The 18,162-nt window shown below is 35.6% G+C and carries 19 protein-coding genes; 6 read left to right on the top strand and 13 right to left on the bottom strand.

From position 1 onward, the window contains the following. Nucleotides 1-18 precede the first annotated feature (18 nt). Nucleotides 19-2,094 carry a glycosyl hydrolase 115 family protein gene (locus LC095_RS06745; RefSeq protein ID WP_226527439.1) on the bottom strand — a complete coding sequence of 692 codons (2,076 nt, stop codon included), beginning with the start codon at nt 2,092-2,094 and terminating at the stop codon, nt 19-21. A gap of 367 nt (nt 2,095-2,461) precedes the next feature. Here LC095_RS06745 and LC095_RS06740 point away from each other — a divergent pair, with 367 nt between their 5' ends. After that, entirely contained in the window at nt 2,462-2,680 is a 219-nt protein-coding gene (locus LC095_RS06740) for a hypothetical protein (protein ID WP_078431178.1), read from the top strand. Nucleotides 2,681-2,717: 37 nt separating this feature from the next. Here the strand turns inward: LC095_RS06740 and LC095_RS06735 are convergent, their stop codons facing one another. From LC095_RS06735 to LC095_RS06725, 3 genes are all read right to left on the bottom strand, one after another. After that, nucleotides 2,718-5,078: an FdhF/YdeP family oxidoreductase gene (locus tag LC095_RS06735; RefSeq protein ID WP_226527438.1), complete on the bottom strand. Its 2,361-nt coding sequence runs from the start codon at nt 5,076-5,078 to the stop codon at nt 2,718-2,720. Nucleotides 5,079-5,428: 350 nt separating this feature from the next. Further along, the gene (locus LC095_RS06730; RefSeq protein ID WP_026560116.1) at nt 5,429-5,788 is read right to left on the bottom strand and encodes a DUF2294 domain-containing protein; all 360 of its coding nucleotides are present in this window, start codon (nt 5,786-5,788) and stop codon (nt 5,429-5,431) included. A 72-nt stretch (nt 5,789-5,860) separates the two neighbouring features. Continuing rightward, entirely contained in the window at nt 5,861-7,129 is a 1,269-nt protein-coding gene (locus tag LC095_RS06725; protein ID WP_226527437.1) for an OFA family MFS transporter, read from the bottom strand. A gap of 487 nt (nt 7,130-7,616) precedes the next feature. On the opposite strand from LC095_RS06725, the gene fdhD reads away from it, so the two are divergent. The 3 genes from fdhD to LC095_RS06710 are packed head-to-tail and all read left to right on the top strand — an operon-like array spanning nt 7,617 to nt 9,687. Further along, nucleotides 7,617-8,408, top strand: coding sequence for a formate dehydrogenase accessory sulfurtransferase FdhD (gene fdhD / locus LC095_RS06720; protein ID WP_226527436.1), 792 nt, complete (start codon nt 7,617-7,619; stop codon nt 8,406-8,408). Further along, entirely contained in the window at nt 8,371-9,447 is a 1,077-nt protein-coding gene (gene moaA / locus LC095_RS06715) for a GTP 3',8-cyclase MoaA (protein ID WP_413467463.1), read from the top strand. The genes fdhD and moaA overlap by 38 nt, the downstream gene beginning before the upstream one ends. A 9-nt stretch (nt 9,448-9,456) precedes the next feature. Then, on the top strand, nt 9,457-9,687 hold the full coding sequence (locus tag LC095_RS06710; RefSeq protein WP_226527434.1) for a group-specific protein: 231 nt from the start codon (nt 9,457-9,459) through the stop codon (nt 9,685-9,687). A gap of 64 nt (nt 9,688-9,751) precedes the next feature. Here LC095_RS06710 and LC095_RS06705 read toward each other — a convergent pair whose 3' ends face one another. Beyond that, complete coding sequence (locus LC095_RS06705; protein ID WP_226527433.1) at nt 9,752-10,270, bottom strand: DoxX family protein; 519 nt, start codon at nt 10,268-10,270, stop codon at nt 9,752-9,754. Between the two features lie 293 nt (nt 10,271-10,563). On the opposite strand from LC095_RS06705, the gene LC095_RS06700 reads away from it, so the two are divergent. Then, nucleotides 10,564-11,097, top strand: coding sequence for a YceI family protein (locus LC095_RS06700; RefSeq protein WP_226527432.1), 534 nt, complete (start codon nt 10,564-10,566; stop codon nt 11,095-11,097). 37 nt (nt 11,098-11,134) lie between these two features. Here the strand turns inward: LC095_RS06700 and speD are convergent, their stop codons facing one another. The 4 genes from speD to LC095_RS06680 all read right to left on the bottom strand — a co-directional run bounded on the left by speD (nt 11,135) and on the right by LC095_RS06680 (nt 14,485). Then, entirely contained in the window at nt 11,135-11,941 is an 807-nt protein-coding gene (gene speD, locus LC095_RS06695) for an adenosylmethionine decarboxylase (RefSeq protein WP_226527431.1), read from the bottom strand. A gap of 126 nt (nt 11,942-12,067) precedes the next feature. Continuing rightward, the gene (locus LC095_RS06690) at nt 12,068-12,712 is read right to left on the bottom strand and encodes an SDR family oxidoreductase (RefSeq protein WP_226527430.1); all 645 of its coding nucleotides are present in this window, start codon (nt 12,710-12,712) and stop codon (nt 12,068-12,070) included. 66 nt (nt 12,713-12,778) lie between these two features. Further along, nucleotides 12,779-14,254, bottom strand: coding sequence for a D-alanyl-D-alanine carboxypeptidase/D-alanyl-D-alanine-endopeptidase (gene dacB, locus LC095_RS06685; protein WP_226527429.1), 1,476 nt, complete (start codon nt 14,252-14,254; stop codon nt 12,779-12,781). A gap of 129 nt (nt 14,255-14,383) precedes the next feature. Next, nucleotides 14,384-14,485, bottom strand: coding sequence for a YjcZ family sporulation protein (locus LC095_RS06680; protein ID WP_084042975.1), 102 nt, complete (start codon nt 14,483-14,485; stop codon nt 14,384-14,386). Nucleotides 14,486-14,627: 142 nt separating this feature from the next. Between LC095_RS06680 and LC095_RS06675 the strand changes: the two genes are divergently transcribed. Beyond that, on the top strand, nt 14,628-15,296 hold the full coding sequence (locus tag LC095_RS06675) for an SOS response-associated peptidase (protein WP_226527428.1): 669 nt from the start codon (nt 14,628-14,630) through the stop codon (nt 15,294-15,296). Nucleotides 15,297-15,359: 63 nt separating this feature from the next. Here LC095_RS06675 and LC095_RS06670 read toward each other — a convergent pair whose 3' ends face one another. The 4 genes from LC095_RS06670 to LC095_RS06655 all read right to left on the bottom strand — a co-directional run bounded on the left by LC095_RS06670 (nt 15,360) and on the right by LC095_RS06655 (nt 18,114). Beyond that, nucleotides 15,360-15,971: an alpha/beta hydrolase gene (locus tag LC095_RS06670; protein WP_226527427.1), complete on the bottom strand. Its 612-nt coding sequence runs from the start codon at nt 15,969-15,971 to the stop codon at nt 15,360-15,362. An 18-nt stretch (nt 15,972-15,989) separates the two neighbouring features. Next, a complete protein-coding gene (locus LC095_RS06665) occupies nt 15,990-16,970 on the bottom strand; it encodes a ring-cleaving dioxygenase (RefSeq protein WP_226527426.1) in 981 nt (326 codons plus the stop codon). A gap of 141 nt (nt 16,971-17,111) precedes the next feature. Next, nucleotides 17,112-17,504, bottom strand: a complete 393-nt coding sequence (locus tag LC095_RS06660; protein ID WP_226527425.1) for a hypothetical protein — start codon at nt 17,502-17,504, stop codon at nt 17,112-17,114. A 19-nt stretch (nt 17,505-17,523) separates the two neighbouring features. Next, nucleotides 17,524-18,114, bottom strand: a complete 591-nt coding sequence (locus LC095_RS06655) for a spore coat protein (protein ID WP_226527424.1) — start codon at nt 18,112-18,114, stop codon at nt 17,524-17,526. Between the last annotated feature and the right edge of the window lie 48 nt (nt 18,115-18,162).

Here is an 18,162-nt window from a genome sequence, read left to right as displayed (position 1 = left end):
TACAGCCATATAAACGTATTAAAATTCCATTATTCCCTGAAACTTCTCAGATAATTTTCTGGCTAGTTCATCATCAGATAAAGGCTTGCGATGTGTATTTTCTAAATAAATGTATTTTTCAGTTTCAGGCATCACATATTCTTTATACCATAAGAAGAAGTCAGGGCTATCTTCTTGCATTCTAATATATTTTCGCAATGCTTCAAGTGAATATAGTGTGCTTTTTACATTTGTCAGCCAATCAGCACGATAAAAATGGTTCCACTTTCCATGTTCTGACTTTTTAAATGCCAGCAAACTTTCTTGATAAGCCCAAATGGATTCCGACACCTGGACAAATGCAAGTGGATAGTGCTGGTTAGTGAAACTTTTGTACCCCTTACACAACGAAATGAAACCTTTGCAGCCAGTTACATGCAATTCTACTTGAGAAACAAAAAGATCATAAAACCTTTGCTTATCAGAGGTTGAAAGTTTTAATGAAAGTTTATGACATTTATTTAATAGATTTTCCCAGCCAATTAACCCATCTTGACATTTTTCAAGAAACCAATTTACTTGATCAATAAATGGAATTTCACCCGTTGCCCAAAATAACTTTTCATTAGCAGAGTTCTCTCTATCTTGCAGCCAATGACCCATGATTTTTCTTGCATTGTGATGATAAAATTCCTCACCTGCTCGATCATCCTCATTTTGACCATACTTAATTGTTTTTTCAAAGTAGCTTCTGTAGAGCTTGGTCATTTCATCATGATAGCTTGAATAAAATCGGTTTACAAACTGTTGAAGATGTACTTCAACATCAACAGTACCATATCTCCATAATTGACTGACTAGATCTAAAGGATAAAGATGTTGACGGATATTACCACTGTTTAATAAAAGATAAGATGTAGCTCCTGAAGCAAATGATTTTTCAATTTCCTCTTTTATTAATTGAGGTGGAGATGAAAACATGGTTAAATGATTTGAAGCTTGAAGATCATGAAATGTAACATGATAATAAATTCCGTGTTCTCCTGAATCATTTTCAGTCGGCAAAGAAGGAATCCGATAATTTTCGTTCCCCTGTCTCCTTGAAACCATCTTTCCATATCCATTATCTGCCCATATTTTCATTATTTCATCAGGCACATCAATATGTCCTTGTTTATATAACTCCGCGATCTCACCATAAAGAGCCATACTGCAAACCGGCTGTTCGATTGCATCACATAACATTTCATATTGCCTGTGAACGACTTTAGAAATCATCGCTCCTCTTTTTTCCGGTGTATCGAATTCCGGGTCATACTGCCAAAAAGGTGCATCTCCTTGCCCCCGAAAGGAAAGTACCCAAACGATGTTTTGGTCCTTTTGTTTTTGAATTGCTTCAGTCCATAATGCTTCAAACAAATCAGGATGTTCTTTATAGCTTGGTTTTTTACCGGTATATGCACGTAAAAACATTTCTGCGCCTAGTGGCTCAGCATGATGATGTGTGACCCATAAACCCATCTCTGCAGCTAACTCTGCATGAATTCCTGCTTTAGGAAGATCAGTTCCGGGTATCACCATATTCCCTCCACATCGTAATAAGGCTTCAAATACGGGATACCAAACCTCTTTAGAAGGTGGGTATTCTTCTTTCCATCCAATTAAACAGACCTCATCATTTACAAACCAGCCTCTATATTTTACTAGTTGATCCTTAGATACATAATCTATGGTAGGAATAAGGACTTGCGATTTTTGCTCAACATCCAAATCTCCCCAAAACCAAAAAGGATCTATATCTAAATATTGTTGGCTATAATGTAGTAAGCCATAAACTAGTCCAAGATCGTCATACCCGATTATGTTTAGTATCCATTTTTCATTAATTTGTTGGAAGCGGAAACAAAATGCTTCAGGTCTTGTAGGACACTCTTTTCCACCTTTTGCATAGTTAATAATAATTGTTGCCTCTTGTTCTGCTGCTGTTTTTAGTATTGGCTGACAGCCAAATATCTTTTTGTGATCTCTTTTGATCATATCAAGGGCATGTTGGACAGGAGTTGATATTTTCTGAGGAACAGAAATAATACAATTCGCTTTCACGACTACATGCATAAATTCACCTTCTCCTTTCCTCTGTTAGGAACTTTGAACTAAACTCAACCTTGCTTTTCATTTCTTTCCTATTTTAATTGAAATTTTGCAGATTCCATATCTAATAAACAGTGTCTTTGTGTTAGAAAACAGATGTAAAGCTAAATAACTGTTTAATATAGGTATTTAAGAGTATTCGAATAATATGAAAAGGAGTTAAAGGATATTTTATCCAAATGTAGAATGATAGGGATAGAGGATAATTGACAAAAAATGTCTCATATTGTGTTAAAGACATTGTCTCTTTGAATGGTTGATATAGGATTTATATCATTTTGTGTTACAAAGTAATGTCATACTTTAAACTTTTACATTTAAAGGAGAACAAATGAATAGCCAACAAAAGTTCGATAAAATTAATCTAATTCTAAAACATAATGAAGTGACACAATTATTTATTTCTGTTCTTCAAGAACTGGATAAGTTAAAAACAACTGATGTTGAAGATCAACTCCTTAAAGTTAAAATGAGACAAAACTTGCTTATTATCCAAGAAAAGTTAATCTCACTTCAACTATCGATCCTTGGTGATGAGCATGAATCATGAAAACAGGCAGAACAAGATCGTTCTGCCTGTATGTTCCTTATAATGGTGCATTTACTTCTAAATCATCTATTTGTTTTTCTACATATTGAACATCTTTACGCGCATTATATCGATCTGCTTTTTCAACTGTTACAGTAATATTATAATCCGGTATGCCGGCATATTTTTCATATCTTCCTCTTGGGAGTAAAAAGTTCCCTTCTGGAAAGTGTACTTCAAGGTTTCCTCTAGCAATTTCAACAAATTTCGCTCTACCTTGAAAAACACCAAATCCATTGTAGACAACAATGCCTTCTCCTTCTGCAATACTTAATTGTTTTGCATCTTCAGCATTCATTAAGACATCATAACGATCAGCTCCGTTGAATGGATCTGTTTCTTTATAAACCATTGAGTTAAATTGTTTACCACGTCTTGAAGTAACAATAAATTGTCCTTCTTTCTTTCCTAATTCAGGGATCTCCACAGAAATCAAGTTCCCTTTTCCATCAGACGTTGGACACACTCCACCTTCACAAAGCCAAGCTCCACCCCATTGGAATACATCACCTTGTTTTTTTAAGTGTTGAATTCCATCATAGTCACGATTTGCGATTGCAATTTCACTTCTAATTTCCTGTCCTGATGTAAATTCTACAAGATGAGCTGTTTCAGGCTTAACCCGCTTCGCTAAATCAATATAAATCTTCCATTCTGCACGCGCTTCTTCAATTTCATTTTTGTTTCCTTCAATTTGTGGTGAAAAATACACCATACGTTCTGTCGAGGTTGATGTTCCCCCTCCTTCTTGCTCATACCTCGTTTTTGCAGGGAGAACAATAACAGCTTCTTTCGCATCAACAAGTGTAGATGTATTCAAAATAATATCCTGGTGCACACGTATATCCAGTTCAGATAAAGCTTTTTCTACAAAATCCGGATCAGGCATTGTTTCTAAGAAATTACCTCCTGATAAATAATAGAGCTTAATTTTCCGTTCGTGATCATCAGGCAGTATTATGTTTTCTAACGTAACTCCTACAATATCTCCCTGCCATTTTGGTAATTCAAAACCCCAAATTTGTTCCATACGTTTTGTATTCTCTTCGTCGAACCCGCTTCCTGGCAGAACAAATGGGTCTGCCCCCATCTCTCCAGATCCTTGTACAGAAGAGTGGCCTCGGAATGGCATTAATCCACTGTTTTTACGTCCAAGATATCCGCGTAAAAGGGCGAGATTTGCTACTTGTGAAATATTATCTGTTGCAAACGAATGCATGGTTAGTCCTAAAGCCCAAGCGAAGACTGCATTTTTACTTCTTGCTAATAAGTCTGACAGCTCTATGATTCTCTCTTTTGAAATTCCAGAAGACTTGATGATGTCATCCCATGTTTGTTGTTTCACATGGTTTACTAAATCTTCATATCCATTTACATGCTGTTGAACAAACTCATGGTTAATGGCTGATCCATAATGTCTATCTTCCATCTCAAACCAATGCTTCATAATTCCATGCATAAAGGCAATGTCTCCGCCAATATTGACTTGATAGAAATCATCAGCTAATTTGGTACCGAAAAGGGCTGATTCCATATTTGATGGGATCCAATACTTATCCATTGCCGGTTCGCTATATGGGTTAACCACAATAATTTTCGTTCCTCTTTTTTTGGCTTCCAGCATATATTTTGTTGAAACTGGTGAAGCATTTGAGGCTACACTTCCCCAGAACAGTAATACATCAGTGCCAAACCAATCTTGATAATTTGCTGTTGAAGCTCCTACACCAATTGAACGCTTTAACGCTGTTTTACTTGGTGAGTGACAAATGCGTGAAGCATTGTCAATATTATTAGTGCCAAGGAATCTCGCTACTTTCCCTGCAACATAATATGATTCATTCGTAATTCCTCTTGAGGTTAAATAAAATGCATATTGCTTTGGGTCCAATTGCTTCATTTTATTTGCAATGATCTCCATCGCTTCGTCCCATGTTAGCCGAGAGAACTTACTCTCACCTTTTCGACGAATAAGCGGGTATGGAATTCGTCCCAATTTTCTTAAGTCTGTGCTACTATATTTTCGTAGTTCATCGATGTCAGCATGAACAACTTCTTCTTTTAAAGCTGGCATGGTGTTGAGTCTTAATACATTCATTCTCGTTGTACACATATGCGGACCTTTTAACGTCTGATCTTGTAGCCCTGAAACGCCTAAGGCACAGCCATCACAAACACCCTGTGTTAGAATACGTGTTGCATATCCAATATTGTCTTTGTTATCCCAAGCCACTTTCATTGTATCTCTAAAATGATGAGGCTTTACCTTGCCTAGGCCAAATGGAATTGGACTAACCCAGTGCTTTGGCTGAGGTGTTTTTGTTGCTTTTATTGGTCCTTGATGTTTGGTCTCTCCCATTTGAAATCACTCCTTGTAATAAAATTCATTTAATAGGTTACATTCTTAAATCTGTTATGTTGTAATAAAGGGTTGGAAAGATCCACTATGCAAAATTTATTCATTAATTGATTTTAGTTTGTATAAAGAAAAAACCACCGTAGACTCTTATCTTAAAAAGGTGCAGAGTTTCACGGTGGTTAGTCTTTTGCAGGATCGCTACCAAGTGCCATACCAGTTATTTTAATTTAATACATCCTTAAGGTTGGTCATATTATTCGGCTCTTAATCTATTTTTTTATGGTTAGATTAGCTTACGTCGATTATTTAGAAAACTGTTATAATAGCTTCTAACACATTCCTTATGACCCTTATTTAATAAACTTTTGCTGCAGGTCTTCATCAAAAACAAAGATGGACATCCCAAAGTCTCTGTCAATATCGATATCTACAAATAAGTCAACGAATTTACAACCTAAAAACTCTTCCATCTCTAGAGGAGGGTTCTTTCTGTAAATTTGTTTTACCATTTCAGTTCTTGCAGATCGTAACGCCTGTTTCCCTTCATCTGCACTAGCAATAAATCTTTCAACTGGAGATAGATTGCCTTCCATTTCACAGATTGCCCAGTTTTTACAAAATGTTGTTGTAATTTTACTAGGACCTTTTCCCATGTGCTTTTTTCGGAAAGAGCGAACGATATTACTAAATTCTGCTTCGTACTTGTTCATAATATCCTCCTACCCACTAGAGGTTTTAGCATGAGGTATTTTACCATACCTTATGCATTTGTGGAAGTATTATTATCCTGCAATGGAGTTTTTGGCGTTTGTGTTTTGTTTCTGACGAAGCCGGTTTATATCTTTACGAATCACAATAGATACAAGTAAGGCAATGACAAACAATCCTGAGAAAAATGTTAAACTTGTTCCATAACTTCCCGTTGTATCCTTCATCCAAGCAGCGAACATTGGACCAGCTAAACCTGCTGCAGCCCATGCAGTAAGGATATAACCATGTATAGCTCCTAATTGCTTAGTACCAAATATATCTCCGATAAAAGCAGGAATTGCAGAGAATCCTCCACCGTAACAAGTATAAACAACCGCTAACATAACCTGGAATAAAAATGCTTCTGTTGTATGTGGTAATAGAGCAAATAACACAATTTGCAAGACGAAGAATGTTGTATACGTATTTGGTCGGCCAATATAATCTGAAATGGAAGCCCAACCTAAACGACCTAAACCATTAAAAATCCCTAAAATACCAACAAGTGTTGCTGCTTCTGCTGTAGTAAGTCCAATACTTTCTTCCGCTAGAGGCTTTGCAGCAGATAAGATAGCTATTCCACATGTTACATTAATGAATAACATCACCCATAAATAATAGAATCGAGATGTTTTAATCGCTTCATTTGCGGTTAATTGTGCTAAATCTTCTTTAATTCGAGAATTTCCCGATTTCAATTTAGCTTCAAATCCCTTAGGAACCCAATCAGCAGCAGGCTTTTCTAAATAAAGGGAAGACAAGGTCATAATAATTAAGTAAGATATCCCAAGAATATAAAATGTGTTTGCTGTTCCTACAGAATTAATTAACCATTCCATCACAGGGCTGGCGATTGCAGCAGCAAATCCAAATCCCATTATCGCAAGACCTGTAGCAAGTCCCCTCCTATCCGGAAACCACTTAACTAAGGTTGATACAGGTGCAATATATCCTACACCAAGCCCAATACCTCCAAGGACTCCATATGTAACATAAAGAAAAGGAAGCGATCCTAAATTAATAGCTAATCCCGATCCAATGACCCCTAATCCAAAGAATCCTGCTGCGAGTAAACCAGCTGCTCTTGGACCGTATTTTTCAACAAAATGTCCCAAAAATGCTGCAGATAATCCTAGAAATAATATTGCAATACTAAATGTTAATTGTACTTGAGAAGCACTCCATCCAAACTCCTCCATTAATGGATTTGTAAAATTACTCCATGCATAAACAGATCCTATGGAAATGTGGATCCCAACTGCCGAAGCAGCAATTAACCAGCGATTTTTTGTTTTTTTCATGTAGACATCCCCTCATTTTTTAAAGCCTTATCTAAAAATTTTAATAAAGCTGCGTTTTCACTATTTAAAGATTATTTCAATAATTAGAATTTAGTTCTTAACATGCATTAAGCCATCTGAACATATCATGTACATCATAAAAAAAGAAAACCGTCAATCCCCTAAATAGATAGTAAACAAGGTAACTTGCCTATCTAAATGGTGATTGACGGTTAGTTTCAAGCAGGATTCGCTACTATCGGACCAACAGTTAATCGCTTTCAATTTTTGAACAATTTAAATCGACGACAGGGTCGCTATCTCGAATTCAAAATGTTACAATATCATGAACTTTGTATCGAAATAGTAACATGTATTCTATTATTCTGCAACAATAATTTTCGATTTTTTAAGCTTATACTGTCATAATTGACAAACTTTCATACTTGTTAATGACACCATAATATGATTATATGTTATGTATCTTATAATTTAGGTGAGATGATAAATGGACAAGAAAATGAGCATCAATAAAAAAATACGTAAATACTCAAATGGAAATTTATTTGATACAACCGACAACATTGTAACCGAATATCCATTAACAATATTCGTCAACAATGTGGAGTTTGCAACAATGGTTTGCACCCCTACCCACATTAAAGAAATGGTCGTTGGTTTTTTAGCATCTGAGGGTGTTATTCGATTTTATCGTGAAGTGGAATCTATATCCATTGATGAAGCTGCCGGATATGCCTATGTAAAACTTTATGCGGAAGTAACAACAAACCAACAATATTACTCTAAAAGATTTATCGGATCGTGCTGTGGTAAAAGCAGACAGTTTTATTTTCAAAATGATGTTAAAACATCAAAAACCTCAATGAGCAAACAAACTCTTACACCTTCACAATGCATCTCTCTCATGAAAGAAATGCAGGAAAACAGCATAGTTTTTCAGGAAACAGGTGGCGTTCATAATGCATCTTTATGTACACCTGAAAAAATGATTATTTGCAGGTCTGACATAGGTAGACATAACGCATTAGATAAATTATACGGATATAGCATTTTGAACGATATCCCTGTACGTGATAAAATTATCGTATTCAGTGGTAGAATTTCTTCTGAAGTCCTAGTAAAAACGTCAAAAATTGGTGTTGGTATCGTCTTATCAAAATCTGCTCCAACTGACCTTGCCATCAAACTTGCAGATGATTTAAACATCACAGCAGTTGGCTTTATTAGAGGAACTTCATTTAATGTCTATTCCCATCCAGAACGGATTATTGAAAGATAAATGTAAGGGAGGAATCGTATTGAGCAATAGTCATACTACTTATGATTACTTTGATCGCCCCCTGCGCGACTTGCGTATTTCTGTTACAGATAAATGTAATTTCCGCTGTACTTATTGTATGCCGGCTGAAATATTCGGACCGGACTATCCTTTTTTAAAGAGAAAGGAATTGCTTTCTTATGAAGAAATAGAACGTGTAACGTCTATTTTTGTTCAATCTCTAGGTGTAAAAAAAATTCGGATTACTGGTGGAGAACCGCTAATGAGGAAGGATTTATCTACTCTTATTGATCGGATAAGCCAAATAAACGGTGTTGAAGATATCGCGATGACAACAAATGGTTATTTTTTACCTAAATATGCAAAGGAGTTAAAAGCTGCGGGGTTAAAACGTGTATCAATCAGTCTTGATTCCCTTGATGACGAAGTATTTGGAAAAATTAACGGACGTGGTGTCTCAGTTCAATCTGTGATCGACGGTATCGACGCCGCAGCAGAGGCTGGAATAAAGGTCAAAATTAATATGGTTGTTAAACGTGGGATGAACGACCAGGAAATTATCCCTATGGCCAAGTTTTTCAGAGAAAAAGGCCATATTTTAAGATTTATTGAATTTATGGATGTTGGAAATACGAATCAATGGAATTTGAAAGATGTTTATTCTAAAAAACAAATCATTAAAGATATTCATGAGGTAATGCCACTCGAGTCAATTGATCCAAATTATACTGGTGAGGTAGCAAGTCGATACCGCTATATTGGTTCTGACATAGAAATTGGTGTAATTTCATCTGTTTCAGATGCGTTTTGTTCAACGTGTAATCGAGCTCGGTTATCAGCAAGCGGTTCTTTATATACATGTTTGTTTGCGTCTATTGGTCATGATTTGCGAGAACAGATACGTTCAGAAAAAACAGACGCAGAGCTTGCGGAGCATATTCAGGCAATCTGGCGTGGACGTAAAGACCAATATTCAGTTGAACGAGGAGAAGCAACATCGACTAGGAAAAAAATCGAGATGTCACATATTGGAGGTTAACGAACAACCATGAGTAATTGTAAAATTGATCACTCTTCTGAAGATGTGAAGAAAAAATTGCAAGATCAATCACCTTTTCTTAATACTCAATTAGTGGAAAAATGCTTACTATTTTTATCTACAGATACTAGTCAAACTGAACTAAATGAATTATTCCATCTACTAAAGAAGTATGATTTATCAACTGATGAAGAGAAAAATGTTCGAAACCGAAAAATCGAAGCATTGATCTCAAATTAAAATAAACAGGATAGCCTGAGCTATCCTGTTTATTTGATGCTGTCAAAATTTTATTACATTTGTCTTAATGAGCCGGAAGGTGTTCATGATGATGTTTTTCTTTTTTATTGTGTCTTTTCCGGTTAATAACTTGTTTTAGTGCTGGTAGAATCCATCTGTCAGCTCCGTAGTAGTAACCAGCTGTACCAGCTATTATTAATATAAATGCAGCAGTATAGAGAATTGGGTTTGTGCTAATTGTTCCTGCCATCATAAAATTGAAGTTCATGAAAGCACCTGCTAATAGTGCTGGGATTGTTGCCGCTCCTATTATTAACCCGATACCGACTAAAACTTCCCCCCAAGGTATTAACACATTAAATAATGGTATATTCGGAAGGGCAAATTCTTCAAGAAATGCAGCATACCACCCTTGTACAGCAGGATTTTCTCCACCCGCTTTAACAATAGCCCCTTGTATAAATCCTGTTGCATCAAATCCATCCATTACTTTATGAATCCCTGCTTCAAGCCACTGTACTCCTAACCAAACTCTTAAAACTGTCCAAATAATAGCCATTTTCGGTCCCTTTAACCAATTCATGGTCAACAGCTCCTCTTTGTGAAGTATTTCACATAAATTTTTAAAATTTTTTAAGCTATCTAGCTTTTCCTGCGAAAGTTTGTGAAGTATTTCACTAACTTTCTACACTTTTATAATACTCCTTTTTTCTTCAAGTAACAATAGACTTCACATTTTGTTCAATAAAGAAATTCAGGTGTAACTTAAACTTTTCACGTTGACTTTCGCTTTATTCCATTATATAATTTATCTCGAAGTTATAAATCTTTAAATTGAGATATTTTAAACTAAGTTATTTTATTGGAGGAGAAAAAATGACAAAATCTAAATGGAATCTTGACCCAACACACAGTGGAGTAGATTTTTCAGTTAAACACATGATGTTTGCAACAGTTAAAGGTGGCTTTACAAGCTTTGATGCTGAAATTGAAACTGATCCAACAGATTTAACAACAGCTGATATTACATTTACTGTTGATTTAGCAAGTGTTGATACCCGTAACGAAGATCGTGATAATCACTTACGCTCTGCTGACTTTTTCGATGTTGAAAACCATCCTAAAATGACATTCACATCAACGGCTATTGAAAAAACGGATGAAAATGAATATAACGTTACTGGTAACTTAACATTACATGGAGTAACAAAATCAGAAACATTTGTGGTTACTTTTGAAGGAACTGGTATTGACCCATGGGGAAATGAAAAAGTAGGATTCGGTGTTGAAGGAAAACTAAAACGCAGCGATTATGGCTTAACTTGGAATGCAACATTAGAAGCAGGCGGAGTTCTTGTTGGCGATCAAATCAAAGTTTCTTTACAACTACAAGCTGCTAAAGCGAAATAGAACGATAAAAGGGATTGAAGGCAAAAACTTCAATCCCTTATTTCATGTTCTTGCCATAAAAAATTTCGTCCATTTCTTTTGTCAGACTTGTCGTAATTTGCTCTTGCTCTTCTTTACTAAGCTTATCTTTCGTATATCCAAACAAATAATTATTTAAGTCAAATTGTTTAAGCTTACATTTCGTATGGAAGATATTTTCTTGATATATGTTCACATCAATCATATCAAATTCTTCCTTCACCTCATCAGGTATATAATTTTGAATAGAGCTAATATCATGATCAATAAATAGTTTATTTCCATTAATATCTCTAGTAAACCCACGGACTTTGTAGTCCATTGTGAGGATGTCCGTATCAAAAGAATGAATCAAATAATTTAATGCCTTTAGTGGCGATATTTCACCACATGTTGAAACATCTATATCAGCACGAAATGTGCTAATCCCCTCATTTGGATGGTATTCGGGATATGTATGAACGGTAATGTGACTTTTATCCAATCCCATCACTACTGCTTCTGGTAATGGACCCGGAGATTCATCATAAGACTCTGTTGGTACTTCTACAACAGGACCTTCTGAAACTAAAATAGTTACGCTGGCCCCTTGTGGAACATAATCTTGTTTTGCAATATTCAACACATGTGCTCCAATGATTTCAGTCACATTTTTTAAAATATTTGTTAACCGTTCAGCATTATATTGCTCATCTATATATTCAATATATGCCTCTCTTTCTTCTCTTGTTTTTGTGTAGCATACATCATACATATTAAAACTTAAAGACTTTGTTAAATTATTAAAACCATGCAGCTGAATTCGTTGTTCTGGAGTCAGTTTCATCCTTCTTCCCCCTTTATTTTCAATTAACCGAGACACCATTACACTTTTATAATACCCATTTTTCACAAACGCAATCATTAGACCGAATTTACCCATTGAATAGAAAAAGCACCTCAATCGAGATGCTTAAAGTTTGTTTAATGCAACTGAGATTTGATCATCTCCTGCAATTAGATCAAAAGAACGTTTTTTTGTATGATCATTCGATAAGGCATCTACAATCGTTTGTGCTACATCCTCACGTGGTATATATCCTCTTTCCAGTTGATCACCTACAGAAATTTTCCCTGTTCCTTTTTCATTTAATAGTCCACCTGGACGAATAATGGTATATGTTAGATTTGACTGCATTAGTAACCGATCAGCATAATGCTTTGCAACATAATAAGGCTTTATTGCTTCATACCAATTTTCACGATTATCAGCCTGAAGGGCACTGACCATAATAAATCGATCAACACCAGCTGCTTCTGCCGCTTCCATCGTTTTTACAGCTCCATCAAGATCAATTAATAATGTTTTATCCGCACCTGTGCTGCCTCCTGATCCAGCTGTAAAAACAATAGCGTCACATCCATTCATCGCCTGTTTTAATTGAGCAACACTTCCTTCTAAATCGGCAATAACTGTTTCAATTCCTTTCTTAGAAAATGCTTCTCTTTGCTCCTGCTTTCTAATCATCGCTAATACAGAGTGCTCATCATGGCTATGTAGCATTTCCGTCAGCTTTTGTCCAATTTGTCCACTTGCTCCTACAACTAATACTTTCATACTATTTCTCCTCCTTTATTAATACAATTATTTCAAAGAATCAAGATAAGTTCAAAAATTTCGCTTTTATTCAAGCCAATTTTGCAGGACAGAAAGGATTTTTTCTTCGATTATTTTACCTTTTTCTTCATCATCCATATGATTTAATATGATTGAAAAGATTACGACTTCTCCACTCTTCGTTTCCAAAAACCCTGATAAAGAACTTACATTTGTCAATGTGCCTGTTTTTGCTACTACCTTTTGTTTGAGAGGGGAGTTTTTCATTCTTTTACGCAGTGTTCCCCCTGTTAATTTATCCTCCTCACCTGAAACAGGCAATGCTTTGTATAATTGTGAGAACCATTCTTTGGATTGGGCTTTGTATAATAACTGTGTAATGGTATTTACCTGTGTCGTATTTATATGTGATAATCCTGAACCATCTCTAAGGACTGTATTGTTCACGTCGATTCCTAATTGATCCAATGTATTTATTTCAGTTTCTAACCCTTTTTCCCACGTACCTTGATTATGGGTGACCTTCCCCATCTCCTTTACAAGCATTTCTGCTATCGTATTATTACTTAATTTTAAAAATGGAATAAGAATCTCAGACAATGCCTCTGATTCATGTAAAACGAGATTTTGAGTTTTGGTCGGTGTTATATCAGAATAACATTTCCCTGTGATATGTATCCCCTGTTGAGCAAATTCCTTCTGAAAGAGCGCAAGTGTATATTTTGTAGGATTCCAAATTGAAATCCATTCTTTTATCATATTTTTATCTTCGGGAATTGATCCTTCTATTATCACTTCGTTTTTACCATGAACGCGTGTAATATTTATAGTTTCTTCACTTTCTGCATCTGTTGTTTTGGCTTTATTTTGAATGGTCACATAATCTGTAGCAGGTATTAATGTGATCTTAGGTTCTATATCTTTTTGACTTGGCGTAATTTGAATTTGTATCGTTCCTGCATCAAAATCTTCATCAGGTGAGGCTGTTAAGGCTGAAATTTGTGCTCCATAATATGCTGTTTCATCTGTCCATGGTAAATCAACAGAATAACGAACCGTATCGTATCTGCTATCATCTCCTATTACATCTCCATCAATTTTTTTGATTCCTTTTTGTCTTAATTGTTTTGCCATCATCTTAATGTCTTTTATTGTAAGTGTTGGGTCTCCTCCGCCTAATATGTATACATTTCCTTTTAATACACCTTTTTTCTCCCATTTTCCATCTGTTTTTATTTTAGTGTTAAAGGTATAATCTGAACCTAGTATCGTTAATGCTGCTATGGCTGTGAATAGTTTTAAACTGGACGCTGGAGTTAAACTTGTTTCCCCATTAAGAGAATACAAAATTTCACCTGTAGAAGCTGACCTTACACTTAAACCAGAAATAGCTCCTCTCATCATTGGATCATTCGTTAAAATAGATTCAAGCTGGGTTACTCCTTCTGCTTTCAGCTCCAATGAATATATTGTGCTGCTTTTTAGGATTGATGCTATCAGAGTTGTTGTCACAAAAAGCATAAGAAAAAAAGTTTTCTTCATCATTATTCGACCAATCTCCCTTTTAAAGATCTAAACTTTAATTTCTTCAACCTAATGGTTTTTATCCAATGTAGTTGTAAAAAAGAAAATCCGAGAACATGTTGTTCTCGGATTGCCCTTTTCTACATTTTAGTAACCAATATAAGAAGCTCCAATGATGATTAAAAGAATAAACAATACTACGATTAGAGCAAATCCTGCTCCATAACCATATCCGCCTGCGCCGCCCATACTATCACCTCCAGAACTGTTTATATACTATATGTAAAAATCCCATTACAGGTTATAGGCAAAATGATTAAGATCTTTGTTATTTCCTTTTTTAAATTCTTCAGATACACTGTATGTATCAACTTTTATGGAGGATATGACCATGTGCGGACGATTCTCGTTAGCAACAAAGCAATCAATTATTGAGGAACAGTTTGATGTATTGATTCAAGAAGAACTTTCATATCGTTATAATATTGCTCCTTCACAAGATGTTTTTGTGATCGGTTCGAATGGACAGGATCGAATTGGGAGATTTATGCGTTGGGGACTTGTGCCTCCTTGGTCAAAGGATTTAAAAATAGGTTATAAAATGATTAATGCCCGTTCAGAAACCATTGAAGAGAAAGTAAGTTTTAAAACTCCCTTTTTAAAAAAGAGATGCCTGATTATTAGCGATGGGTTTTATGAATGGAAAAGGAATGGAAAAGAAAAACATCCTTATAGATTTGTCATGAAAGATAGGCAGCCTTTTGCACTTGCAGGTCTTTGGGAATGCTGGAAAAAGGGGGACCAACACTTGTTCACATGCACGATTCTGACAACAGAAGCTAATAAAGTTACGGAAGAGATTCATAATAGAATGCCTGTAATTCTTCGAAAAGATGATTTTCATATGTGGCTGAATCCTAATTACCATAATGTAAAAGAACTAAAATCATTACTTGTACCTTTTGACGAAGGATTAATGAAATCTTATGAAGTTTCAAATCTTGTGAATTCCCCATCCAATGATGTAAAAGAATGCTTGGAACCTATTAATAGTAAATAAAGAGGAGCTGTCTCTCCACTTCTCTAAAAGTTGAAGTGAAACGAGATAACTCCTTTTCGTTGTTTACGACTTAAAATTCTTTTCGTACCATGTTTTTGCCTGCTCAATTTCTTCTCTTGTTAATTGGTGACCTGCCTGCCCCCAATGTTCGGTAATATTTGCTTGAGCATTTTGTAAAGCTTCTACTAATTCCTTCGTTTCTTCAATAGGAATGATAGGGTCATTTACACCAGCTCCTATAAAGATCGGTGTTCCATCTAAGTTAGGAATTTCAACCTTTCTTCTAGGTACCATAGCATGAAGTAATATGGCTCCTTGTAACGCATTTTTATGATGATACATAAGACTTGCTGCAATATTTGCGCCATTTGAATAACCAATTGCTAAGATTCGATCACGATCAAAATGATATTTTTTTGCACTATCCTCTAAAAACTCGTTTAACTCGCTTGTTCGAAAAATAAGATCTTCTTCATCGAATACTCCTTCTGATAAACGACGGAAAAATCGGGGCATTCCGTTTTCAGAGACATTTCCTTTCACTCCAAGCACTGAAGCGTCTGGAGCAATCATTTCAGCAATTGGTAATAAATCTTTTTCATTTCCTCCTGTACCATGTAATAAAAGCAATGTAGGAGCTTGCTTGTCTTTTCCTTCAATAAAAATATGTTTCATTCCTTTTACCTCCTATTTTTAAAATTCTTTCGTATCTAACGGCTTTAACTTCGCTTCGATTTCTTCTCGTTGATGTTCAAAATAAGGAGGCAAAGCTAAATTTTCACCCAGATGTTCGAAGTCTTCATCACCTTCAAATCCCGGACCATCTGTAGCCAGCTCAAAAAGAATGCCATTAGGTTCTCTAAAGTATAACGAGCGGAAATAATAACGTTCTACAAATCCTGAGTTAGGTAAGTGATTATTTTTTAAGAGTTCTACCCATTTCTTTAACTCTTCTTCATCCTCAACGCGGAATGCAACATGATGCACACTACCTCTTCCAGGTCGCTCGCGGTTATTTTCAGCATCTTCGATAATATGAACCTCGGCACCTGTTCCACCCTCACCTGTTTCAAAGACCCGAACTTCTTTATGATCAATATTTCTTGTATATCCCTGCTTTTCTCTAAAGCCCATTAAATTTGTTAATACATTTATTGTTCGTTCGGGACGTGATACTGTTAACTCCACAGGTCCTAGCCCTACAATTCCATTTTCGGAAGGCACAGTACTTTTCTCCCAAGGTTTTCCACCCTCAACACCGAAATTTGTTTCATCAGAAACAAGAATCAATCGTTGACCTTCGTGATCTCGAAATGAAAGAGTAGCGCGTCCCATTTCTACTTGTATTTCATCATGATCTACTTCCAACGTTTCAAAACGATTTTTCCAATAGTGTAGTGCTACATCATTTTTCACACGAAGAAATGTTGCTGAAATACTATTTGTTCCCGGGTAAGTTCGTCCTGCACGGGGAATTTCAAAAAAGGTTAAATCTGTTCCAGGATTTCCTCTCTCATCTGCGTAAAATAAATGGTAAACAGATGTATCATCTTGATTTACTGTTTTCTTTACTAACCTAAGTCCCAACACCTTTGTATAAAATTGATAATTTTCATTAGCATTTGCAGTAAGGGCAGAGACATGATGTATTCCTTTTAAAGGTTTAATAGACATATAAATCGTCCTCTCTAACAATTCAGAATCACTTATATCAAATATCTTGAATTCAAGATAATTATATACGAACTTCGTTTATCCGTCAAGATACGAATCATTTGTAAAAGGGGTTAACGATATGTTCGCTAACCCCATGTTTTACTGTTGAATAAATTGTCTTTGCTGTTGGAAATGACGGTAGGTTGGAATTTGTTGGTGTTCTTGGCTTTGTGTGTGTAATGGTTCATTTTGCATGAATGCGTGAGAAGAGTTGTATCCTGCACCGGATATGTCCTGCTGCATTTGATTGCAAATATTTAGGATTTGCTGACATTGTTGTAATGCTTGATTATGTCCTTGCAAGCTTTGTTGTATCACTTGTGTAGCTTGCTGTTCTTTTTGCATGAGTTGTTGTAGCACTTGTGCATTTTGTTGTTCTTGTTGCAACATTTGTTTATATAATTGTGTACCTTGCTGTGTTTGCTGAATTAACTGTTGAACAATTTGTCGACATTCATTAATTTGTTGCATCGCATGTTGTGGTGTATGCATGTTAAATCCCTCCAAAGTATTAGTATGTTTGTTGTTGGTTGCTATAAAGCGCATTTGGTTGGTAGCTATTAATCATAGCGTTAGTTGTTGCCTGATCAAATGTAGGCACTTGATAATATCCTTTTTGATTCATATACATCCATGTTTCATATGCTTGATCCGCACAGTTTTTTGCACTTTGAGTCATCATTTCTCTCATTTGTGAATCTGTTAATTCCAAAGCAGCATGCATTTTCATAACCGCTCCTGATTTGTGTGTGCCCAGCATTAATGATGCTACATCACGGTCATTCAACTGGTTAAGTGATGCATTAGGAGATTCAGGTACCCCATTCATTTTTATTCCATATGTTGGTGTTGTTTTCATCGATGTTTGTACAGATTGAAGCTGACCTTGGTTTCCTTTTTGCTGTAAAGTGTTAACAAAAGCTGTATACTCGTTCGTCATAAATGAAAGCTGGTTTTGAAGAATATTTCTTAAATTTTGGTCTTGACAATGTTGTTGTAAAAGCTGGAATTGATTTATCCCATTTATCATACAACTTAACACTTCATGACACTCCATAATTTCATGAGCACCTATGTTTACTTGGTTCATTTGTCTTTGCAAGAAAATACCCCCTTAAGTCATTTTTTAAAGCCAAATTTAAAATCCCAC

The organism is Metabacillus niabensis (genome assembly GCF_020524345.1).
Taxonomy (GTDB): Bacteria; Bacillota; Bacilli; order Bacillales; family Bacillaceae; genus Metabacillus; species Metabacillus niabensis_B.
Note: the sequence above shows the minus strand (reverse complement) of the source record. Positions and strands in the feature narration are given on the sequence as shown.